At 46.1% G+C, this 23,382-nt stretch carries 22 protein-coding genes; 6 read left to right on the top strand and 16 right to left on the bottom strand.

The genetic code is table 11. The features are described 5' to 3' along the window. Positions 1 to 28: 28 nt before the first annotated feature. Positions 29 to 3,187 (top strand): bifunctional cytochrome P450/NADPH--P450 reductase, encoded by a 3,159-nt coding sequence (locus ABJ225_RS09155; RefSeq protein WP_347319747.1) that lies wholly within the window; start codon positions 29 to 31, stop codon positions 3,185 to 3,187. Positions 3,188 to 3,329: 142 nt separating this feature from the next. Here ABJ225_RS09155 and ABJ225_RS09150 read toward each other — a convergent pair whose 3' ends face one another. The 10 genes from ABJ225_RS09150 to ABJ225_RS09105 form a co-directional block, all read right to left on the bottom strand. Then, entirely contained in the window at positions 3,330 to 5,528 is a 2,199-nt protein-coding gene (locus tag ABJ225_RS09150; protein ID WP_347319745.1) for a YhgE/Pip domain-containing protein, read from the bottom strand. Between the two features lie 278 nt (positions 5,529 to 5,806). Continuing rightward, positions 5,807 to 6,007, bottom strand: coding sequence for a cold-shock protein (locus ABJ225_RS09145; protein WP_048005082.1), 201 nt, complete (start codon positions 6,005 to 6,007; stop codon positions 5,807 to 5,809). A gap of 178 nt (positions 6,008 to 6,185) precedes the next feature. Then, entirely contained in the window at positions 6,186 to 6,953 is a 768-nt protein-coding gene (locus ABJ225_RS09140; RefSeq protein WP_347319743.1) for a MerR family transcriptional regulator, read from the bottom strand. 111 nt (positions 6,954 to 7,064) lie between these two features. After that, positions 7,065 to 7,844, bottom strand: coding sequence for an ABC transporter ATPase (locus ABJ225_RS09135; RefSeq protein ID WP_347319741.1), 780 nt, complete (start codon positions 7,842 to 7,844; stop codon positions 7,065 to 7,067). Positions 7,845 to 7,872: 28 nt separating this feature from the next. Then, positions 7,873 to 9,447 (bottom strand): ribonuclease YeeF family protein, encoded by a 1,575-nt coding sequence (locus tag ABJ225_RS09130; protein WP_347319739.1) that lies wholly within the window; start codon positions 9,445 to 9,447, stop codon positions 7,873 to 7,875. 93 nt (positions 9,448 to 9,540) lie between these two features. Next, positions 9,541 to 9,990: a DUF5085 family protein gene (locus ABJ225_RS09125; RefSeq protein WP_347319738.1), complete on the bottom strand. Its 450-nt coding sequence runs from the start codon at positions 9,988 to 9,990 to the stop codon at positions 9,541 to 9,543. Then, positions 9,977 to 10,426 (bottom strand): hypothetical protein, encoded by a 450-nt coding sequence (locus ABJ225_RS09120; protein ID WP_347319737.1) that lies wholly within the window; start codon positions 10,424 to 10,426, stop codon positions 9,977 to 9,979. The genes ABJ225_RS09125 and ABJ225_RS09120 overlap by 14 nt, the downstream gene beginning before the upstream one ends. Before the next feature lie 32 nt (positions 10,427 to 10,458). Beyond that, complete coding sequence (locus tag ABJ225_RS09115) at positions 10,459 to 11,310, bottom strand: hypothetical protein (RefSeq protein WP_347319736.1); 852 nt, start codon at positions 11,308 to 11,310, stop codon at positions 10,459 to 10,461. Positions 11,311 to 11,347: 37 nt separating this feature from the next. Then, complete coding sequence (locus ABJ225_RS09110; protein WP_347319734.1) at positions 11,348 to 12,961, bottom strand: T7SS effector LXG polymorphic toxin; 1,614 nt, start codon at positions 12,959 to 12,961, stop codon at positions 11,348 to 11,350. Positions 12,962 to 12,984: 23 nt separating this feature from the next. Next, a complete protein-coding gene (locus ABJ225_RS09105) occupies positions 12,985 to 13,254 on the bottom strand; it encodes a YwqI/YxiC family protein (RefSeq protein WP_048012578.1) in 270 nt (89 codons plus the stop codon). A 303-nt stretch (positions 13,255 to 13,557) separates the two neighbouring features. On the opposite strand from ABJ225_RS09105, the gene ABJ225_RS09100 reads away from it, so the two are divergent. The 3 genes from ABJ225_RS09100 (at position 13,558) to ABJ225_RS09090 (ending at position 15,571) form a co-directional block, all read left to right on the top strand. Continuing rightward, positions 13,558 to 13,725, top strand: coding sequence for a twin-arginine translocase TatA/TatE family subunit (locus ABJ225_RS09100; RefSeq protein WP_218246972.1), 168 nt, complete (start codon positions 13,558 to 13,560; stop codon positions 13,723 to 13,725). A gap of 214 nt (positions 13,726 to 13,939) precedes the next feature. Continuing rightward, on the top strand, positions 13,940 to 14,557 hold the full coding sequence (locus ABJ225_RS09095; RefSeq protein ID WP_048005092.1) for a DUF47 domain-containing protein: 618 nt from the start codon (positions 13,940 to 13,942) through the stop codon (positions 14,555 to 14,557). A 15-nt stretch (positions 14,558 to 14,572) separates the two neighbouring features. Continuing rightward, the gene (locus ABJ225_RS09090; RefSeq protein WP_218246973.1) at positions 14,573 to 15,571 is read left to right on the top strand and encodes an inorganic phosphate transporter; all 999 of its coding nucleotides are present in this window, start codon (positions 14,573 to 14,575) and stop codon (positions 15,569 to 15,571) included. Between the two features lie 116 nt (positions 15,572 to 15,687). Here ABJ225_RS09090 and ABJ225_RS09085 read toward each other — a convergent pair whose 3' ends face one another. From ABJ225_RS09085 to ABJ225_RS09060, 6 genes are all read right to left on the bottom strand, one after another. Further along, on the bottom strand, positions 15,688 to 17,145 hold the full coding sequence (locus ABJ225_RS09085; RefSeq protein ID WP_347319732.1) for a sucrose-6-phosphate hydrolase: 1,458 nt from the start codon (positions 17,143 to 17,145) through the stop codon (positions 15,688 to 15,690). A gap of 21 nt (positions 17,146 to 17,166) precedes the next feature. Further along, a complete protein-coding gene (locus ABJ225_RS09080) occupies positions 17,167 to 18,570 on the bottom strand; it encodes a sucrose-specific PTS transporter subunit IIBC (RefSeq protein WP_347319730.1) in 1,404 nt (467 codons plus the stop codon). Positions 18,571 to 18,731: 161 nt separating this feature from the next. Further along, positions 18,732 to 19,718, bottom strand: a complete 987-nt coding sequence (locus tag ABJ225_RS09075) for a LacI family DNA-binding transcriptional regulator (protein WP_347319728.1) — start codon at positions 19,716 to 19,718, stop codon at positions 18,732 to 18,734. A 100-nt stretch (positions 19,719 to 19,818) separates the two neighbouring features. Further along, positions 19,819 to 20,292: a response regulator gene (locus ABJ225_RS09070; protein ID WP_347319726.1), complete on the bottom strand. Its 474-nt coding sequence runs from the start codon at positions 20,290 to 20,292 to the stop codon at positions 19,819 to 19,821. 26 nt (positions 20,293 to 20,318) lie between these two features. After that, the gene (desA, locus tag ABJ225_RS09065; protein ID WP_347319724.1) at positions 20,319 to 21,344 is read right to left on the bottom strand and encodes a Delta(5) desaturase DesA; all 1,026 of its coding nucleotides are present in this window, start codon (positions 21,342 to 21,344) and stop codon (positions 20,319 to 20,321) included. A 248-nt stretch (positions 21,345 to 21,592) separates the two neighbouring features. Next, positions 21,593 to 22,531 carry a TRM11 family SAM-dependent methyltransferase gene (locus tag ABJ225_RS09060; protein WP_347319722.1) on the bottom strand — a complete coding sequence of 313 codons (939 nt, stop codon included), beginning with the start codon at positions 22,529 to 22,531 and terminating at the stop codon, positions 21,593 to 21,595. A 157-nt stretch (positions 22,532 to 22,688) separates the two neighbouring features. Between ABJ225_RS09060 and ABJ225_RS09055 the strand changes: the two genes are divergently transcribed. Then, on the top strand, positions 22,689 to 22,895 hold the full coding sequence (locus ABJ225_RS09055; protein ID WP_048016376.1) for a helix-turn-helix transcriptional regulator: 207 nt from the start codon (positions 22,689 to 22,691) through the stop codon (positions 22,893 to 22,895). After that, entirely contained in the window at positions 22,892 to 23,350 is a 459-nt protein-coding gene (locus ABJ225_RS09050; protein ID WP_053428121.1) for a hypothetical protein, read from the top strand. Before ABJ225_RS09055 ends, ABJ225_RS09050 begins: the two co-directional genes overlap by 4 nt. Positions 23,351 to 23,382 lie beyond the last annotated feature (32 nt).

Here is a 23,382-nt window from a genome sequence, read left to right as displayed (position 1 = left end):
AATTCAATGAAAGAGGTGCCATGACCACATGACCCAATCAACCAGTTACCCTTTCGCACGAACCTATGGACCGCTCGGCAGCCTTCCGCTCATCGACCGGGAAAAGCCGGTCCAATCCTTTATCAAACTTTCTCAGGAGCTCGGACCGATCTATCAGTTCCAGTTCCCAGGACATAAAAGCACATTCGTATCCGGGGCTGAATTCGTCAAAGCCATCTGCAATGAAAAACAATTTGATAAAAAAGTGGGGCCTGCCCTCCAAAAAGTCCGAGCTTTTGGCGGCGACGGCCTCTTCACCAGTGAAACAACCGAGACGAACTGGAGGAAAGCCCATAATATCCTCCTCCCGAGCTTCAGCCAACAGGCAATGAAAGGGTACCACGCAAAAATGGTCGACATTGCCACCCAGCTTATCCAAAAATGGGCACGATTGAATCCGGGGGAAGCCGTAGATATCCCTGAAGACATGACCCGTCTGACCCTAGACACCATCGGACTATGCGGCTTCAACTTCCGATTCAATAGCTTCTACCGAGAAGATTCCCATCCATTCGTCGACTCCATGGTCCGTGCACTCGATGAAGCGATGAATCAAAACCAGCGCCTCGGCATCCAGGATAAACTCATGATCAAGAATAAACGTCAGTTCAAGGAAGATATTCAGTACATGTTCTCCATCGTCGACAGTTTGATTGCCGAGCGGAAACAAAACGGCGATCAAGGGGAAGATGATCTTCTATCCCATATGCTGAAAGGAGTCGATCCGGAAACGGGAGAAGCTCTTAGTGATGAGAACATCCGCTTCCAGATCATCACGTTCCTGATTGCCGGCCACGAAACAACGAGCGGCCTGCTTTCTTTCACTCTGTACTATCTTATGAAGCACCCGGAAGTCCTCAAGAAAGCTCAGGACGAAGTTGATCGCGTCACAAGCGGAGGCATCCCCGATTACAAGCAGGTCAAGCAGCTCAAGTACGTGAAAATGATCCTGAATGAATCACTGCGACTATGGCCGACAGCACCAGCATTCACCCTTTACGCCAAAGAAGATACTTCCCTCCCTGGAAGTTACGCCGTGTCTGCAGGTGATGAGTTCACCATCCTATCACCACAGCTTCACCGCGATGCTTCTGTCTGGGGAGACGACGTCGAATCCTTTGTACCGGAACGATTCGAAAATCCAGCCGATGTCCCTCATCATGCATTCAAACCGTTCGGGAATGGACAACGTGCATGCATCGGACAACAATTCGCCATGCATGAAGCCGTATTGGTACTGGCCATGGTCATTCAACACTTCGATTTCATCGAGGACGAAGACTACGTACTGTCTATAAAGGAAGCATTGACCCTGAAACCTGACGGCCTGACCATGCAAGTAAAACCAAGAGAGGGATCCGTTCCCCTTTCAGTGGCAACAAGCACACCTGAAGAAGAGCAGAAGGAAGATGACACCGGAGTAATCGACTCACACGGAACCCCCCTTCTTGTGCTGTACGGTTCCAACATGGGAACAGCAGAAGGGATTGCCAGGGAGCTCGCCGAGAAAGGTAGACGACTCGGCTTCGAGGTAGAAACGGCCCCACTGAATGAATATAGCAACGGCCTGCCGGACCAAGGTGCCGTGCTCATCGCCTCTGCATCCTATAACGGGAATGCCCCTGATAATGCGGATGCATTCGTATCTTGGCTCGAAACCTCCCCTACCACAGAACAGGTCCACTATTCCGTGTTCGGATGCGGGGACAAAAACTGGGCCAACACGTATCAGCGCATTCCCTTCTTCATCGATGAAAAACTTGCGGAAGGCGGAGGCATCAGGCTGACAAGCCCAGGCTTCGGCGATGCAAGTGATGATTTTGAAGGCCAGTATGATGCGTGGAAAGAGGACCTCTGGCCTGCCCTCGCAGACGCTTTCGACCTTGAACTCCCAGGAGATCAGAATACAGATACCGGAGTCGCACTCGAGTATGTGAGTCACGTCAGCCATACTCCTGTCGCCCGTGAACATCACGCATTCACGGCAGTGGTTAGTGACAATCGGGAATTGCTTCATGAAGAGAGCGGACGTAGCACACGTCACATCGAAGTATCCCTGCCAGCAGGAGTCAGATATCGTGAAGGAGATCATATCGGCGTGCTGCCTGAAAATCCACCTGCACTGATTGAACGCGTACTTGAACGCTTCGCCCTGAACGGCGATGATTATGTTCAACTAAACAGAGGAAGTAGCACAACTACCCATCTTCCTTCAGGCATGCCGGTGAAAATATCCGAGCTCCTTGCCAATCACGTCGAGATGCAGGAGCCTGCAACACGCGCACAAATCCGTGCCCTTGCCGCCACGACGGTCTGCCCTCCACACGTCGTTGAACTGGAGGCCCTGCTCAAAGATACCACCTATAAGAATGAAGTATTGAGGAAGCGCTTGACCATGCTCGATCTTGTAGAATCATACATGGCATGCGAAATACCATTCGGACAATTCTTATCACTACTGCCGGCGCTTAAACCGAGATACTATTCGATTTCAAGCTCGCCTTCCCACCATGAAGGAAAAGCAAGTCTCACCGTGAGCGTCGTCCGCGGAGCATCCTGGAGCGGAAAAGGCGAATATGCCGGAATCGCCTCCAACTACCTTGCCGGCCGAAGCACCGGGGATAAGATCGCCTGCTTCATCCACACACCGCAATCCAACTTCCAGCTTCCTGAACGAAGCGAAGCACCGATTGTCATGGTGGGGCCAGGAACGGGCATCGCCCCATTCCGAGGATTCATCCAGGAAAGACGTCATCGTAAGGAACAAGGCCAAACATTGGGTCAGGCCCATCTTTACTTCGGATGCAGAAATCCGCAGCACGACTTCCTTTACGAAGACGAACTGCGAGCGGCTGAAACAGAAGGACTCGTCACCCTGCACACCGCCTTCTCCCGCTGCCCGGGCGAAGACAAACGCTACGTGCAACACGCAATTGCTGAAAATGCCGATGTTATCCTCCCTCTTCTAAAAGAAGACGGACATCTCTACATCTGCGGAGACGGCAGCAAGATGGCACCGGATGTAGAAACCACCCTGCAACAGAATTACCAAACGCTTTACAACACCACCCAGCAGGAAGCCCTCGACTGGCTTCAAACCCTCGAAAAAGAAGGGCGCTACGGCAAAGATGTCTGGGCCGGTGCGTGAAGCATCATCTAGGACTGAAAGAGAAGTTGGTCATTTGACCGCTTCTCTTTTTTTGTACATTTATTGTGCCTGGCACCAGCATTGCATTCGGTGCCAGACACAAAAAAACAGCCGCAACGATTTCTCGTTGCGGCTGTTTGCATTAATGGAACAATCCAGATTCCTTCGATTTTTTCATGAAGGCTTTGGTTCGTTTGCTCAGTGGCTGTTTCAGGAACGTGCCCATGAAGATCGCAATGGCCCAGAATAGGACTAGGAACAAGATATCCTTTGTGACACGCTCCCAGACAATTCCGCCTACCGCTTCCCTCATAAGGTCGATCGCATAGGAGAACGGCAGGAATGGGTGGATCATCTGGAAGAACCCAGGTAGCAATGGAGTCGGATACGTACCACCTGATCCTGCGATCTGCAGGACAAGTAGGACGATGGCCAGTGCTTTACCGACGTTTCCGAACACCGATACAAACGTATAGACGATTGTGATGAACACCGCACTGATCAATAGGCCGAATAAGACGAACCACCCTGGTGACAAGATGTCTACACCGAGAAGGAAGATATCCCCCAAGGTGACGATGATTGTCTGGATGAACCCGATTGACATGAAGGTCATCAGCTTACCAAAGTAGATATGCCTTTCCTTAAGGTCAGGAATGCCCTCCATCACGTCAGTTGCGAGAAGGGAGATGAGGAGCAGACCTCCTACCCAAATAGCAAGGACCGTATAGAATGGCGTCATGGCCGTACCATAGTTCTGAATAGGATACAGGCTGTTTTTGTTCATTTTCACAGGTTCTTCAAAGAAACTTTTCTCCAGTTTCGGATCATTTTTAAGGAGCTTGATGATTTCATTGATGTCTGTTTCACCTTGGATTTCTCTGATCCGATCTGCGAGCTCGTCTACTTTAGTGTTCACATACGGGTATTCACCCAATACATTTTTCAAGGTTTTCTCACCCTTTGAAAGATTCCCTTCAGTGCTGGAGAGTATTTTTTCGACTTCAGGAATAGTAGATTGGATATCCACTAAAATGGAACGGGCATCGCTCAGCGTCTTTTTGGCGCTCGCCACTTCTGAGCGGACAGCCGGTTCGATGTTATTGTTATATTCTTTCACGAACGCATCGATGTTGGCACTTGTCTCAGCGGAACGCTCTTGGATGCCGTTGATGACATCATCCACTTCCTTCTGTTTTCCAGAAAGGAAATCGTTGATCTTATCCCCATCCGTTTGAACTTGTTGAAGTTGTTTCTTCACTTGAGCCAACTGTTCAAGAGCCTGATCAATCTGCTCCTGGTTTTGCTGGGACTCTTCATTTTGAGCCTCCTCCCCTTCTTGTGGTGAAGGGTTCTGTTCTTTTACTTGCTGGAGGCTTGACTCGATGGCCTCAATGTTCTGAATGGTCGAATCCACTTGTTTTTGGACATCATTCGAAATGGTGTCCCCTTGACTCAGGTCGATATCGGATGTATGCACGCTTTGAAGGAAATCATTGATTTTCTTGGAGGTGCTTTGAGCCTGCTCAAGGTCTTTTTGTACCTGAGGAGCAATTTCATCCAATCGTTTTTCGGCCTTATCAAGGAAGGCTGTAGTGTTATCGATTGTTTCCAACCCTTCATTGGTCACCCGACTTGCTTCCGGGATCATGCTTTGGGCATCATCGATCATCCCCTGGGCTTTTTCAGCATCAGAGAGTGAATCGTTCAAGGTCTTCCCGATGTCAGGTAGTCTTTCTTCTGCTTCAAACACATAGTTCTCGAAATTCTTGATATCGGGAAGGTCGCCTTCGATTTCCAGTCCAAGCTCATTGAACATATCAAAGATCGTTTCATTCACAGTCGAAATGAATGAACTCGTGATTTTATCAACAATGGCCCCTGCCCCTTTTTCCGTGATCTTCGGGGCGATGGCGTTGATTTTTTCATTCACATAATACTCAAGTTTCGCTTTCTCAGGCTTATCTTCAATGACGGTCGACAGCTTTTGAGAGAAGTCTTTCGGAATCACGATGACAGCAAAATAGTCACCGTATTCCACTTTGTCCATGGCCTTCTCACGATTGACAAAGTGCCAGTCCATATCATCGTTTTTCTTCAATTCCTTGACGAGGTCTCCTCCGACGTCAATCGATTCGTCCCTGATCGTCGCTCCCTCATCTTCATTGACGACCGCTACCGGCAGCTGGTCGGTCTTTCCGTATGGATCCCATGACGCTTCAATATTTAACCATGCATAGAGGGACGGGAGTATCATCAATCCACCGATGACGATGAGTGCTACATAGTTCGTAAATAGATTTCTTCCATCCCGCGTAAATATATTCCAGCTCTTTTTCATGTTTTCTTACTACCTTTCTGTCGTATCTTGTATTACCGTTTACTATACCCATTTTTGTCGTGAACAGGCATCATTTGGTCAATTTAGCTATTATATCGCAATAACGTTCAGGAAAGAAGTATGTTCATCTAACTGTCACATACAAAATCCCCTCCATCTCTGTATATTTCCGGGGAAATTTGTTGTCGAAATTCCCCAGTCACGCGGAGGAAGCATGATGTTTTAAAACGAAAAAAGACCCCCGAAACCGGGGGTCTTTCTCATGATAAAAGCAGAAATTATGCTTTTACAACGTTAGCAGCTTGAAGTCCACGTTGGCCTTCTTCAACTTCGAAAGTCACTTTTTGACCTTCGTCAAGTGTTTTGAAGCCGTCGCCTTGGATAGCTGAGAAATGTACGAATACATCTTCTCCACCGTCAACTTCGATGAAACCGAAACCTTTTTCTGCGTTAAACCATTTTACTGTACCTTCTTGCATGTTATTTCCTCCTGCGTGGATTGTGCTCCACAATTATTACTATTATTGCTCAATTCAGGTGGAAGGATTGCTCCCTCCCTATATACCGAACAAAAATAATTAACTTAATAATAACAGATAGTGGGAGATATAGCAATGGGGTTTCGGAATTTTTTCTTATTCAGTTAAAATTGTTGTTTTACTTCCCCTCATTCTTCAAGTAATGACCCACCGCATTGCGAAGAAATTCTGCCATACCATTCTGGTGCTTATCGTAGTAAGACCTGAAACGTTCATCGTCCACATACATCTGAACAAGACCTTCATGGGCTTCCCTATTGTAATGACCCCACTTGCGGGTGATCCATTCTTTGTGGAGCCGCGCTGCTTCCTGTGCCTCCTCACCAGTTGAATCGCCATTTTCATTCGCTATTTTTAGCAAGGCTATCATTTGTTCTTCCATGTGCTTGGTTTCTTCAAATATTTCCTTGTCCATGCTCAGGAGCTGGTGATTCGATGCATCTATCGACTCGTCTCCATATTTCTCTCGGATCTCTTTCCCATATTCCTTCTCGTTTGCGTCCACGAGCTTTTTCTTAAACCCTTCAAACTTCTCCCGGTCACTCATTGCGGCTCCTCCTCCCATACCCTCCAACGTCTGGTCGACATTACGGATCAACCTCAGTAAACGTTTCTTCTTTTCGACGAGTCGGCTACGATGCTCTTTCAACGCTCCAACTGAATCAAAATCTGGATCATCCAAAATGAGCTTGATTCCTTCAAGCTCCATACCCATTTCCCGATAAAACAATACCTGCTGAAGGCGGTCGACCTCCACACGTCCATAGATTCGGTACCCGGATGAATTGATCCTGGACGGTGAGAGCAATCCGATTTCATCGTAGTACCTCAGTGTCCGCGTACTGACTCCCGCGAGGTCACTCAGCTTCTTTATTGTGTATTCCATGTGGCACCTCCTAGGTCTACTGTACACGTTGACGTTGCGTGAAGGTAAAGGGGGAAATGAAAAAACCACTCAATACTATTAATGAGTGGTTTTATGCACTAAAACTCTTGCCTATCCGTTTTTTATATTTTTTTCTGTGGATTCTAAACTATAAAGATACCCTCTAGAATCATAATTAAATTCCTTGAATCGGATTTTACAAAAAACAATAACGAGTTGTTCAGGCAAAACAAAAATAGTTACATAAGCAATTAATAAAGGTAAATAGATTAAGATTGCATCCTCTAAGGAACCAACTTGAATATTTCTTATTACGTATTGTAATAGTAAGACGAAGGCTGTAGAAACGACTACAACAATCGGTACATATGATTTTGTTTCAAACTTGCTTCTTGTTACATCCTTGCTGCTTCCCTTTTTATAGGCTCCTTTTTTTAATAGGATGGAAAATCTTATACTAGTAACCAAGAGGACTAAAACACCTAAAATTATTGCATAATAGGTCAGTTTTAAAAGAATTTCACGGCTTGCATTTTCCTGTTGGCCCATAATGAAAAATGCACTGATAAATGGATACACTGTAAAAATGAATTGTGCTAATAGGACGCTATATGCATACTGTAACCAACCAGTTTTTCTGTATATGCTTGGAAATGAAAATATAATCCCTAGTATAGAGACAACTGCAGTCATAATAAACTGAATGGTACGAATTTTTTCCACGTTAGGGTAGTTTGTAGAATCCGATGCTACTGTAAAGGTTACAAGGTACAATAACCAAACAATAGGAACACTTAGTAAGAAAGCCTCAGCAAGCTTCTTCGGGCTTTGCCTGCCTGATTCAAGAGGTTTTCTTAATACTGCGTAATGATCAACCGTTAATTTACTCACCTATAAAACAGCTCCAGTCTTAACATTATCACCTAAACCAACCTTTCACTTTATCCATCATTGACTTTCCAGTTTTTTTACTTTTACGATTAAGCAAAGAATTCACAAATACACCAAAGGCTGCTCCTACTGCAGTACCAACTCCAGGTATGGGAATGATAGCAGTTCCTAATGCTGTAAATCCTCCCTGAATTGCACCACTCACTACTGTGTCTACTACAGTATCACCCATAGCTCTTGTAACAGCTTCACTACCCTCTTTCCCATCGGCTTCGGCATCCTGTAAATTACTATAGTATGTTACACCAGCTGAAATCGGTCCTAAACTTTTTAGTCCACCCTTTAATACTCCACTATCCTTAATTGCTTTTAAATTCCCAGCATCTTTTACATTATCTACTGCTCCTTTCCACATTGCTTTACCAATCATTTTGACTTTACCAGTAATTCCTTCTTTTCCGTTCATGTGAGCAATTTCAGGATTTTTATCTAAAACCTCCTTACCAGTGGTTGACCATCCATTCCTTCCTTTGTTTTTTGATCCATATGCAGCGTGCTTTAGAGTGGCCTTATTGGTTTTAGCTTTCTTAACATGTTTGTCTTTATATTTTTTTCCGTTTTTAGGCAAACCCTTATTTAACTCTTTATTAGCAATAGAGTCTGGTTTAACCCCTAAAGATTCCAAAGCATCCCTGGTTGCCAATACTTTAAACTCTACTTTCCCGGTACTTTTATTAACTATTTTCTCGAAGGAAACACCCTCATCTTTGAACGCATTATATAATCTATATCCTTGTGAAACACCACCGGCTACTGTCTTTCCATCAGATAAAAGTTGAACTACACCTTTAGTATACTCTGTGTTTGCATCAACAAATTCTTCTACTTGGTCACCATCGTCTTCAAGCAAAAAGGTGATATCCTCAGTACTCGTACCATTCAGCTTCATCCCCAAGGGTGTTAATCCTGAGTACTCTTTCCACTCGTTTGCAGGAAAGTCCACATCCACTTTCCCATCCTCCATTAATCCTTCAATATCTTTAATCCAATTTTCCATCATTGCCAAGTCTTCCTCGGCTGACGATAAAGATTTTGATTGCGAAGAGTCAAAATGGGAAAGCTTATCTACGGTTTCTGTGATTTCTGATTTGGCACTTTGGATACCTTGGATAAATGTAGAATCTTGAATTGCTATTACTGAAACAATGTCACTGATGGATTTGATTGTACTATTGGCATCTGAGACAAGACTCTCGGTATGTTGTTTGATTCTATCAAGGCTCTGTTCGAGCTCGTGGTCCAGGAAAGGCTGATGGATGTAGCCATCATCACTGGACTCAAGTGTGCTCATTTCACTCTTCACTTGCTCCAGAACAGATTTGTAATCGGTGCTGAATTTAGTAATAAACTCTAGCAGTGGAATATGGCATTCTTCATAAAAGGAACGGATAGCACTTCCGCCCTTTCCTTTTAGTGCATCTTCCAATCCTGCGAATGTTGATATGGATTTCTTTAATGATTGAATCTCTCCATCAAGGGTGTCTAACATCGTTGTATTACGGGAGATTCCCTCTTGAAGTGTTTGTACCTTCAAAGTCTTCATGTAATCTTCTCCCTTACAGTGTATTCTTTAATGTAGACTCTTAGATGCACTAAAAACAAAAACCCCCGATAACCATCATCAGGGGTCATTCCATTACTCAGCCCCAGCACTCATCTCCACATAGGTTTTACCTGAAGGTGACTGCTTGTAGACAACGAACATCGGTGTCGATTGGGTTTGGCCACTTCGCTCAATGTACTCTACGATTTCCCAGAACTTGTATTGGGAGAATTCATCAAAGTTCTCCATCACGCGGGACATGACCATATCCTTTAAGTAGAAGTAGCTTCTGAAGTGAACGTTCTCACTCTCAGGTAAATCTATACGATCTTCTTCGATCGGTAGGAAGATTTCGGCTGTCATGATTTCGTCTTCTAGAGGGTTGCTCATGATGCAGAAAAACAGATCGCCCGTTGGGTTGTATCCATTGTTTTCGAGGATGCCAGCAAAGTCTTCAAAGGCCATTTCCAATTCTTCGGGTACGAATCGGTAAAGCTTAGAGGCTACATTCTTATAAGTCAGGGTGTGATCAGTGAATAGCATGAGGCACACTCCTCGGCACATAGAGATCGATGATGATATCACCGTATACCTCTAGGAGGACACAGTAGAATTGATCTGTGAGGGTGATTCCGTTCACTTCGCCATACGTCTTCACTTGTTCAAAGGCCGTTGAGAAATCCTGAATTTCCTGTGCCTGCCTTAAGACGAGGGCATCTTTCAGGTCCAGCCTGCGTTCATATTGAATGTCTGAATCCTCGGCAAGCTCGACTTCGTCATTCACCGGCATATAATACGTAAAGGTCCCGCTATCTCCTTTTGCTTCATATGTAAAGATGACGGGGCCGTTCCTGTATACTACCTGTTCCAGTTCTGCTTCCTCCATGACAGCAAAGCCTTCCTGCCAGTCCTCCATTTTGCCTTCCATCTTATACACTAATACATGATCAAATTGTAATGATTTCTTTTCGATAGCCATGACCTACTCCCTTTCATCATTTGTTTTTATTTTCATTGAAACCAGCTGTTCTTCTTTTCGTGTGGAGAAACTTTCTTTTTCAGTATAGTGGTTGGTACATTGGGTATAAATTGGGCTTCACCCTTTGCCGTATCACGCTTTAGGGTCTTCCCGTCAGCTTCAAAGTTAAAGCTGGTGAACCTCTTCTTACAATAAAGAAGAACCAATTGTTCCGGCAGGATGAAGAGCATCATATAAAATAGCGCAAGTGGCAAGAGCGCAATGATGTAGAATTCGAGGGAATCAGCATTGAAATTTCGTATGATATATTGAAGAATCAGTACGATGCTCACACCGATGACGATGGCGAGCAGTACGTTTGATTTCAATTCCAGGTTCATCCGGCTTTTCCACTTTGCAGATCCGTACTTGTATTCTCCGTTTTTCAATAGCCGGAAGAAGCGGAGGACGGTAACGGCGATCAGGAGGACCCCGACCCCGAGAGTCAGCAGAAGCAGCGTCGTGATATTCCCCTCAGTCACGCCTTGTTGTGTTCCGATAAACATCATGGATATCAGATACGTACAAACACCGAAAAGGAATTGGCTGGCAAAGATGCTAATGGCGTATTGGACCTTCTGATACTTCTTGAAGAATGACGGAACGCTTGCCATCACGCACAGGATCGAAAGCAGGATGGTGATGTAGAAGTGCGCACCCTTCACCAGTCCGATTGCCGGGAAAGCAGAGGAATCTTCCATCAGGGTGTAGGTTAAAAAGTAAAGGAGCCAACTGATGAACACCGAAACGATCAGGCTGGGTGTGAGGGCAGCAGGGCTTTGCCGCCCACTCTCGAATGGCCCTTTCAACACATAAAAATGACTTTCAGGTACATCTCTTAACATAAGCGGTACGCTCCTTTTGTTCTAAACGACATGTCGGCTATCTGAACCAGCCTTTCACTACGTCCATAGCGGATTTCCCTTTGCCGTCCTTATCTTTCCCGAACTTATGGTTCAAGAGGGTATTCACGGCGATTCCTGCGCCCATCCCGACAAGGGTACCGACACCTGGAATCGGGATAAGGGCCGTACCGGCTGCAGTGAAGGCCGTCTGTACACCGCTTGAAACCCCGACGTCAATGGCCGTATCCACTGTTGCGCGCTTCGTTGCTTCTGCACCGGTTAATCCTTCTGCTTTTGCATTTGTGTGGTTTTCATAGAATGACAGTCCCGCAGAGATCGGCGCAAGGCCTTTCAAGCTGCTTTTTAATACACCTTTGACAGGACCGCTCTCTTGAAGGGGTTTCGCAATGCCTTTGATGTCGACGATATCCTTGTATGAGTCTTTGACACCTTTTGCCGTAGCTTTACCGATGGTCTTGAATTTGTCTTTGGCAGACAGCTCATTATTGTTCCAATTCTTAAGATGCGGATTTTTCTCCAGGACTTTCTCGCCTACCGGTGACCAGCCTGTCTGGCCTTTCTTTTGTGTCGCGTATTTAAGGGTGACCGTATTGTTTTTAGCGATCTCCTGATGCTTTGGAGAAAGCTTTTTGCCACCTTTCGGCACCCCGTGCATCAATTCCTTAAACGCGCGGGAGTCCGGCTCTACGCCAAGTTTCCGAAGGGCCTGAGGCGTAGCAGTGATGCGGTAGCCGTATTGACCTTTCTTAGGATCCCATACTTTATACGTCTTGAGACCATTTTTCCTTGCCGCATAGAAGGTCCTCAAACTTGTGAACGACAGGGTTCCCCGGGACTTAAGCTGATCGAATTGATCCAGGTTCTTCTTCGCTGTAAGCAGGAAGGAACTCGCGCCTCCGTTTACATCACCGGTTTTATCCTTATCATCTTTGATTTCGAGTTCTTCTATATTAGGTGTCGTCCCATTCAATTTATTCGTTAATGGGTTGAGCTCGGCATACTCCTTCCAAACGGTGGTCGGAAAATTCACGTTCACTTTCCCATCTTGCATCAATCCCTCAATATCAGAGATCCAGTTCTCCATCATGACGAGGTCTTCTTCAGCAGTGGAGAGTGCCTTCGACTGGCTGGAGTCGAACTCAGTCAGCTTGTCGACTGTTTCAGTCAATTCCGTTTTTGCGCTTTGGACGCTTTGAATGAAGGAAGAATCCTGGATGCTGGAGATGGAGACGATATCAGAAATGGAGCTGATCGTACTGTTGGCGTCTGCAACGAGGCTTTCCGTATGCTGCTTGATGCGGTCTAAGCTCTGTTCGAGTTCCTGATCGAGAAAGGGTTGGTGAATATAGCCGTCTGAGCTTGGTTCGAGGGTGCTTAGTTCACTTTTGATCTTTTCGAGGGTGGACTTGTATTCACTGCTAAATTTCACAATAAAATCAAGAAGGGGCACATGGCATTCGTCATAAAAAGAGCGGATGGCACTCCCACCCTTTCCTTTCAGTGCTTCCTCCATTCCAGAAAAGGCGGTAATCGATTGTTTAAGAGATTGGATTTCTCCATCAAGGGTATCAAGCATGGACTTGCTTCGGGAAATCCCTTCCTGAAGTGACTGGACTTTTAATGTTTTCATCTCTCATCTCTCACATTCATATATTATTTGCGTTGCATACCGCCGGCGATGGTGGCATCGGCTTCACGCATGGATTCCACGGCTTGCCTCGTACTTTCAAGATTTTTTTCCAACACACTTTTATAGGAAGCGAGGATGGTATCCAGCTTTGAGGCCAGTTCATTCAGCTTATCGGCTGTATCGAGGACGTTCCCTTCAATGGACCCCTCGCTTTTCGCCTTAAGGCCTTGAAGTGATCCCTTTACATTCGATATCTGCGACTCTACGCTTGAATATTCTACTTTGATCTCCATGTTGACACTCCTTCCTTGGCATTTTATGTACATATTCCTGTTCCTACTATTTTCCTTCCTCATTATTACAAAAACCATTTTTGTCTTATATAGGAAATTAGGATTGTTTTTTGTATTCTCTATGCAACTTTTTTGCTAGTTTTTATTTTGGAACTAATATCCTCATACCCCATATTCAGAATATTATTCCAATTAACTGCGTGATTCTCAGAAAAAAGCGGAATCCCCCTTGATTTCCACTAAAAAAGAAGTACGATAGAAGAAGCAATGCCACTCATTTACATGAAGGAAAGAGGTCTGAGGATGAATCTTGGATTTGGAGAAATTGCATTGATTGTATTTGTGGCTTTATTGTTTTTTGGTCCAAGCAAGTTGCCTGAGCTCGGGAAAGCAGTAGGGGTCACGTTGAAGGAGTTCAAAAAGGCTGCCCAGGGGATCATGGAGGATGAGAAAACAGAAGAAAAGAAATGAGGATGACAAAGCCGGTCCTAGAAAAATCGGCCTTTTTTTCGTTGTCGAAACAGGATGAAATACCCGTCTTCGAAGATACTATTAAAAAAGAAACCGCTCTTATGTTAAGTTAATGTAAATTTTCGATCAAAATTCTACATATTTTCGACAATTTGCGATATCATTATGAAGGTTTATTAATTCCATATTCGAAATGTTGGAGGTTTGAAAATATATGGTTTTCAAAAAGAAGGATAAGTTCGGTACAATTTTGAGCAACATCGCAGAAAATCTGAAAGAGAGTGCTCATTATTTCGCTGATTATAAATTGAACAATGTCAGCGATCTGAAAGAATTCTCTACAACCATGAAGGATTATGAAACAAAAGGCGATAACTATGTTCATGAAGTCATCCTCGACCTGAACAAGGTGTTCATCACTCCGATTGAACGTGAAGACATCCTTGCCCTGTCCATGAGCATGGATGATGTACTGGACGGTCTGGAGCATACTGCAGCCATGTTTGAAATGTACTCAATCACAAAGGCAGATGAGTTCATGCTTCAATTCGTGGAAGCCATCCGTCAATGTTCGAATGAAATCGAAGAAGCCGTCGAGCTCCTTTCAACAAAAAAATGGATCAAGGTGCGTGAATCTGCCATTAAGATCAAAGACCTTGAATCTAAATGTGACGGAATCCTGCGTCAGTCAATCAAACATCTGTTCAATACAGAGAAAGATCCGATCCGCATCATTCAATACAAAGAAATTTACGAAGAGCTTGAACTTGTAGCGGACTATTGTCAGAACGTAGCAAACACATTCGAAACCATTATCATGAAAAATGCGTAAGGAGCTTAGTTCAATATGGATACAGTATTAATTCTGACCGTCTTGATCGTCTTCTTTGCCCTTGCATTCGATTTCATCAATGGTTTCCATGATACAGCGAATGCGATTGCTACTTCCGTATCGACCAAGGCATTGAAGCCAAGACACGCCATCATCCTGGCGGCTAGCATGAACTTCATCGGGGCCATGACCTTCACGGGAGTGGCCAAAACGATCACAAAAGACATTGTTGACCCCTTCGCTCTTGAGAACGGGACGATCGTCATCCTGGCTGCATTGATTGCCGCCATCATCTGGAATCTTGTGACATGGTATTTTGGGATTCCAAGTAGCTCCTCACATGCCTTAATTGGTTCCATTGCAGGGGCTGCGATTGCTGCAGCGGGTTTATCGTCATTGAATTATACAGGCTTCATCAAGATCGTCGAAGCGCTTATTCTATCCCCAATCCTTGCTTTTGTGGTCGGTTTCATCATTTACAGCATCTTCAAGGTTGTATTTAAAAACCGTAATCTTGCCAAAACGAACCGGAACTTCCGAAGCATCCAGATTGCTACGGCTGCCCTTCAATCGTTTACACACGGTACCAATGATGCTCAGAAAGCGATGGGGATCATCACCATGGCACTGATCGTCAATAATTATCAAACCTCCGACGATATCCAGACATGGGTACAGCTTGCCTGTGCGACAGCCATGGGACTCGGAACCTCCATCGGTGGATGGAAGATCATCAAAACGGTCGGCGCCGGTATCATGAAGATCCGCCCGGTCAATGGAGTGGCTGCTGACCTTACAGGTGCGGCCGTCATCTTCGGTGCGACAGCGATTCACCTTCCTGTCAGTACGACACACGTCATCTCCTCCTCAATCCTTGGTGTTGGTTCTGCCCACCGATTGAGAGGAGTCAAATGGGGTACGGCACAACGTATGCTCATCACCTGGGTCATTACCCTTCCGATCTCTGCTACGCTGGCAGCCCTGATTTATTATGTAATCAATCTTTTCTTATAAGAAAACAATGCAGACCGTACCGATCCACCGGTACGGTCTTTCTTTTTCCCGAAATATCTTTTACCCCACATTTACCCTTCCCAAACCTTTATTCACTCAAAAACGTCCACCCTTTATCAGGAATGGACGTTCAGATTCGATAGTAAGGAATACGCCTCCACTGAAAACATGACGTTTCCATACGAATGAAAGATAATGGAGCCATCCGATACGTCAGGAAAATAGCGTGCGGTGAACACATGCTCCCCGTCATTTAAGAAAACTTCCAATGAAGAGTGGTCCAGGAAGAGAGTAAGCTTTTGGACACTGCTCACGTCCACCCTCCTTTTCTCCGTAGCTCCGCCATCCAGGCGGCTCCGGGTCAACGTAATCCTGCCCTTCTGGCAATCGTAGTGGATTTCAGCTTCATTCCTGAGGCGGATAGAGAAAGAGCCTGCCTTCAGAACATCGATGATGAGTTCCTTGCTTTCCACTCTCATCCCTTCAAAGTCCCACTTTTCACCGGTAAGGAGTTCTTTTGAGCGGACGCTGAACGCACCCGCCCTTAGCTTTTTCAGCTCCTTGACCGGTCGTTGGAGTAAAACGCCATCCTTCAGTTCCAGTTCCCTCGGAATGGTCAAAGCGTGGATCCAGTGGTAATTCAGTGTGGGATGATAGGGTTCCTGAGAGTCAGTCATCCCCATCCAGGCCACAAGGATCCGCCTCCCCGCTGGGTCAGTCATCGTCTGTGGAGCATAGAAGTCAAAGCCCTTATCAAGCTCTGAAAAATCCCCATGTGAGAATCGGGATGAATCAACATCGAGCGAACCCGTCATATAGCCTGATTGAAAGAGATTCTGATACCGATCTTCCTCGGGTTCGATCCCTTGGGGGGAGATCAATAAGACGTCACCTTCATCAAACTCCAATAAATCAGGGCATTCCCACATATAGCCTCCCAGTCCGTCACGTCCAGCACCTGCGATAATCCCTTTATAATTCCAACGATAAAGATCATCTGACGTATACAAGACGACGGCCCCCACACCTTCAGACGTTTGTGCTCCGATCACCATATGCCAGGTGGCTCCCCTTTTCCATACCTTCGGATCCCTGAAATGGGCAGTGAATCCTTCAGGCAAGGTGATGACTGGACCCTTTTTCTCAAAATGCACCCCGTCTTCCGAGACAGCAAGGCACTGGTACGTTTCCCTTTCACCGGCATCGTTCTTCACGTTTCCTGTATAGAATAGGAACAGATGATCATCCGAAACGACTGCTGACCCAGAGTAGCAGCCATTCCTCTCGTACCATTCACTCGGCACGAGGGCAATCGGTTCATGTCGCCATGTGGCAAGATCATCTGAGGAATAATGTCCCCAGAATTTTGCTCCATGATTTTCTTCAAGGGGATTCCACTGATAGAAGAAGTGATAGCGCCCCTTGAAGAATGACAATCCATTCGGGTCATTCAGAAGTCCGATGGGCGGCAGGAGATGATAGTTCAATCGGTATGGATCAGCTTCTGCCTTCTGTTGAAAGGACTGTATTCTTTCTTCTACAGCTGTGAGCAGCCTTTTTTCATATTCATTCATATGCAAAGCTCCTTGCTGTCATTATTTCTCCACGTCGTTTTTCAGTTTATCCGAGTAGCCGAACATCCACGTAAGCACAAATGCAACTCCGATCGCAATGACATTCACCAAGATATATAAGAGGATCTGGCCGTTCAAGTATAGAAGCGTACCCGGGATGACCGTGATGGCCATGCCAGTTCCCTTCAAACCGACAATGGATGCGATGAATCCTCCTACTCCTCCCCCAACAAGGCCCATGATGAACGGTTTCCCGTATCTCAGGTTCACCCCGAAGATGGCGGGTTCAGTGATTCCAAGGAAGGCAGAAAATGATGACGGGAGGGCAAGTGCTTTAAGCTTCTTGGATTTTGTCTTAAGTCCAACAGCAAGTGCTGCTCCACCCTGTGCAGCAATCGAGCAGGTTATGATGGCATTGTACGGATTATTCCCGAGATTCGCCAGCAATTGAATCTCAAGCATATTGAAGATGTGATGCACCCCTGTGACAACAATTAATTGATTCAGGGCACCAATCACTAATCCACTGATACCGAACGGCCATTCCAGAACTGCAACCGTCCCATCAAGAATAATGTTCTCAAGACTGTGGAAGATCGGCCCGATAATGAAAAGGGCGAGGGTGATCATGACCAGTAACGTCAGGAATGGTGTGATGATCAGATCCAATGCCTCCGGGACCCGTTTCCGGATTTGCTTTTCAAGCTTGGCACCGAGGATCCCCGCGATGAACGCCGGAAGGACCGAGCCCTGATAGCCTACGACCGGGATGAACCCGAAGAATTCGATGGGATGTACATCCCCGCCCGCTACTCCCCATGCGTTCGGCAGCGATGGGCTCACGAGCATGAGGCCGAGTACCAGCCCGACGATTGGCGAACCTCCAAATACGCGGAACGTGGACCACGCCACAAGAGCCGGGAGGAAGATGAAGGCCGTATCAGTCAAGATTTCAGTGAACAAGATGAAGTTTTGAGAGATATCATCCGGCGTCATACCGAATAGGGCAAGAATCTGTTCCTGAAGAACCAGACCTCGTAGTCCCATGAACAGTCCAGTCGCCACAAGGGCCGGGATGATCGGAACGAAGACGTCCCCGAATGTCCTGATCGCCCGCTGGAAGGCACTTCCGCTTTTCGCGACTTCAGAGGACTGCTCAGACTTGGTGGATCCCTTCAATCCAAGGTTCATGACTTCTTCATAGATCTTGTTCACCGTACCCGTACCGAAGATTACCTGGTACTGCCCTGAATTGAAAAAGGCCCCTTTCACTTTATCCGTTGCTTCCACCGCTTCCTGGTCTATTGCTTCCTTGTCTTTCACCATGATGCGAAGCCGTGTGGCACAGTGGGCTACAGAGAGGATGTTTTCATCCCCACCGACCGCTCTGACAATTTCTTCTGCAATCTTTCGATTCTCCGACATAGTCATTCTCCCCTCCATGTTCATTTGTGGAATCGATTACACAACAATGAAAATAAAAACACTTAATCTATGAGACCAAATGTGGAATCGATTACATAAAATCATAAAAATGATGTAATCGATTCCACATTAGCAAAATGAAACCGATTACTTAATTCGGATTATACACTATCACCTTGGAGAAGTCGAACATTTATCAGTCTTTTTTCAGGAGAACTTCCACCTCTTTTGATGGCTTCCAGGATCAATCCTGCTGCCACCCTGCCGGACTCCTTATTCTGATAGTCCATCGTGGTGAGGGAAGGCGTAATGTATTTAGAGAGCTCCGAAGCACCGATTCCCGCAAAGGCGATGTCCTCAGGAATCCTTAATCCTATTGACTTTACGTAATTCATGGCGCCGATGGCCAGACGATCCGTCACGGCAAATACTGCTGTCGGGCGTACAGCAGCCCCCATCATCCGCTCCATGGCCACTGCTCCAGATTCCACATCGAAGATCCCATTCTCGATCCAACTTTCCTCTATCGGAAGATTCTTTTCCTGCATCGCTTGAAGGTATCCCTTTTTCCTCAATACACCGACAGCCGGGTCTTCTTCTGAAACCCCGATGAATCCGATGCGTTCATGACCGTGATCGATGAGGTGTTTCACCATGTCCTTTGCTGCCTGGTATTCGTCAAAGATCACATTCGGCGTATCGTCTACCTCTTGCCCCACTACGACCACCGGTATATCCAGACGTTGGATTTCAGCCTTCAGCCCGGCTCCATTTGTGGTAGCTGAGAGGATGATTCCATCCACATCACGGCTCTTTAAGAGCCTGAGATGTTCAATTTCCTTATCCGCATTTAAGCCCGAGTTGGCAAGCAGGATCTGATATCCCTCTTTAGCCAGGATTTCATCCAGCCCACGGACAAGCCGGCTTGATGTTTCTGTGCTGATTTTCGGCAGGATAACACCGATGACTTTCGTTTGTTTCGTTCTGAGGGACTTTGCATTTTCACTTGGAACATAACCCGTCTCTTCAATCACCTTCAGAATCCTCTTCCTTGCCTCTTCTCCTACATAGCCTGAATTATTTAAAAAACGTGAGACCGTGGCACTCGAGACCTCAGCCATCTTCGCTACTTCTTTGATCGTTGGCACTGTACATTCCTCCTTACAAAAGCCCGGATTCTTCCATTTTACCCGAAACCCGCGTTGATGAACATCTTACAGAAAAAGAAAAAACCTCCCAACGGGAGGCTCAAACAGCAGAAGATTTGAATCTGTTCACGATAGAGGCGATGGGACCGGCCTTCCTGACCGGAAGGGGGTGTACGCTTGACTCCTCACCCGGTTCTTCGAGCTTGGGAGAATACACGTGTTCTCCTGTCATGACGGTGCGGATCGCTCCGATCAATTCATCTCCCGTGCTGTCTTTGATCAGGTAGCCATGTGCACCGGACTCCATCACCATCCGCTCGTTCCCCGGATCGGCAAACGTGGATAGTATGATCATCTTGATGCCTTTGAAAGCTACATCTCTTATGAAGTCCTGTGCATATAGCCAGCTGATGTCGGCAATAAAAATGTCAGGTGGGTCTTTCTCCAGGATACTCCCTGCCGATTCGAGGGAGTCTGCCTGCCCGATCACCACTGCATCTTCTTCCAGTTCCAAAAGGGTGCAGATGGTTCTCAAGTATGATTCATCCACTTCTGCGACAACTATAGAAATCATGCGTGTCTCTCCTCTTCAACCTGCGATTATAATTCCGGTTTGGCTTGCGGAGTGATACGGGCAGGCTTTTGGACCTTCGCTGCCTTGAAGGTGACAAAGTTCTTCTGTTCTTCGTCCCACAGTTTGAACTTGATGGAGCTGAGACTTGTCATCAGTGAAATCGTCGGTACATTTTGTAATGGCTTGGTGTTATTATGGGCCTCTTCGAGTTTGTAGTTCGGAACCCTTGGGCTCAAATGATGGACATGGTGATACCCGATATTCCCAGTCAAGAATTGAATAGCCTTTGGAAGCTTGTAGAACGAGCTTCCTTCCACTGCCGCAAGCACATATTCCCACTCTTTATCTTCCTCGAAATAGGAATCTTCAAACGTGTGCTGCACATAGAACAACCAGATTCCGAAAGCGCCCGAGATCATGAAGATAGATCCTTGCACAAGCAGGAATGGAAGCCATCCTAGCGTCATGCAGAATAATGTGACCAGGACTACCAATACAAGGTTGACGAAGTAGGTATTATTTCTTTCTTTTTTCCTGGCGTTCTTACGATTGAAGCGATTTTTCAACAAGAATACATAGATTGGACCAAGGATGAACATCACGAACGGATTACGGTAGAAACGGTACGCAAGACGTGTTTTCAGAGTAGCTGCACGGTATTCTTCCACCGTCATCGTCCAGATATCACCGGTACCCCTCTTATCAAGGTTCCCGCTTGTTGCATGGTGGACAGCATGGTCATGGCCCCACTGATCGAAAGGGAAAAGGGTCATGATGCCCATGGCTGTACCGACTGCTCGATTGACTTTGCGGCTTTTGAAGAATGAGTAATGCGTGCAGTCATGGAAGATGATGAAGATCCTTGTCAAAAATCCAGCTGCCAGGATGATGGGAACGAGGGCCAGCCAGTAGGATACAGATAAACTCTCATAGGCAAGGAACCATAAAAGGAAGAACGGCCCCAACGTATTGATCAGCTGCCACACACTTTCCTTTGTCGTGGATTTCTCATAAGGAGCTACTTCTTTTTTCAGCGTTTTTATATTGGTCATGTGAGCACAATCCCCTTTTCTCTTTGTCTTACACATAGTATAGGGGAGAGAGTGTCATGGTGTTAGTAGTAGGTGTCATATGAAGGATATGACACTTGTCATATTTTCAAACGGGGCGGGAATGAGAATGCTTTCACAGCAGGGGTTTGATGAGGAAAATTAAAATCAGGAAAATCTGAAAAAAGTCATATTTCCTGCGTGAAAAACATAAATACCCACTCCATATGTGTCAATGGAGTGAGTATTATTCATGAGCATACTAGTACTTCCCGGACGAATCGACCTTTCTTCACTTCGCAACGGTCTTCTATGGAGAGACCGGCATCACGGATGGCATCATCGACATCCTCAAGGGTCACGATCACGGCCTTGTCAGCTATCCGTTTAGCACTCTGAAGGAGCTCTAACTTTTCTTCATCTGTAATGACCGAGCAGAGATTATAGGGCAGATCGATGATGGCCGCATCATAATGATCGGTTATGTCATTGATATCCATGAGGCTGACCTCCCCTTCCAGTCCGAAGTGGGCGATGTTTTCCTTCACTCCGTCCAAAATCAATGGATTTCGATCACTTCCTTTGATATCTATCCCCATGGACAGTGCTTCCACCAAAACGGTGCCGATTCCGCAGCACGGATCGATTAGGGTGACACCTTCGGGATCCGGTGCGGCGATATTGGCTACGGCACGGGCCACACGTGTATTCAATGAAGTCGAGTAACTGTGGGGCTTGGACTGGTGCTTCAGCCATATGGCTTCATTACGGGCATACTCCCCTATAACCCAACCGCCGTCAGTTTCCATGATGCCGTATAAGATCGTCGGATGGACCAGCTCCGCTTCCCCCTTGAGCTGGAGGCCGACTTCCTTTTCGATCCTGCGCACTTCCTTGAATCCTGTTTTCTCCCGGTCGGGATTTTGCACATATATGACCTTGAAACCATCTACGGCGGCCAATTGATGGACGTTTCCAAGGAACTCCTCAAAGCTGGCTCCTTCCGTCATGACGGTGAGACGTTCTTTTATAAATGGACTCCTGCTCGGATTGATCAAGCGTGTGCTTTCCTGGATCAATGAGCTCGGACTTTCGCCGAACAACGCCCTTCTTTCCAATGCGCACAGCGAAACTTCGTTCGGTTCCCAGGAGTAGGTATATAGATGTTTTCTGATGATAATCAACTCCATATGAAAATAGCGTACTCCTCCTATTGTATCACAGCTATTTCGTACAGTCGGCAAGCTTGCCGGTACCCATTTTAAAAATAGATGTAAAATAGACTTTACAAAATGTAAAGTTCACCATACAATATGGGTATAAACTCAAGAAAAGGAAAGTGATGGGATGCTGACAAACCGTGTAAAAGAATTGCGGGCAAGGCATGGAATGACACAGGGCCTGCTTGCTGAGTCCGTCGATGTGACGAGACAGACCATCGTCGCCCTGGAAAAAGGGAGCTATATCCCTTCCCTGCTTCTCGCGATGAAAATAGCCAAGGCATTCGGACTGCCCGTTGAAGAGATATTCTATCTGGAGGAGGAAGAAAGATGAAATTGATGAAACTGTTTTGGATGTATGTCGTAGTATTTGGTTTATTTGGCTGGGCAATGGTGGAGTTTTTTGATATGACAACCCAAATTGCTGCGTTCAACAAAAACCCGGACGGAGACGTCATGTTTGAAGGAAATGCTTTCCCTTTTCTATTGATCTTGATCGTGTGTAGCATCCTTTCCATCCTGTCCTACCGCTCTAAAAAAAGAAGGAAGCTTTCCCTCATGGTTCCGGATGAATTCCAGGAAAGCGATGAAAGGGAAAAGCAGATCACTGCGGAAGCCTGTAAGACCGCCTATATGAGCATGATGATCGCCGCTCCGGTCATCGCCGCTCTGCTTGTCTTTTATCCACTCGTTGCTGAAAAGCTCCCCTATTATCCGGTGATTCTCTTCATGCTGCTGCCCTTCGTTCAGGTGACAGCGTATCTGATTCATTGGAAGAAGGCATTTTAATTAGTAGTAGGTTGGGACAAAACAAACGAACA

Source organism: Rossellomorea sp. RS05 (genome assembly GCF_039822645.1).
Classification (GTDB): Bacteria; Bacillota; Bacilli; order Bacillales; family Bacillaceae_B; genus Rossellomorea; species Rossellomorea marisflavi_B.
Note: the sequence above shows the minus strand (reverse complement) of the source record. Positions and strands in the feature narration are given on the sequence as shown.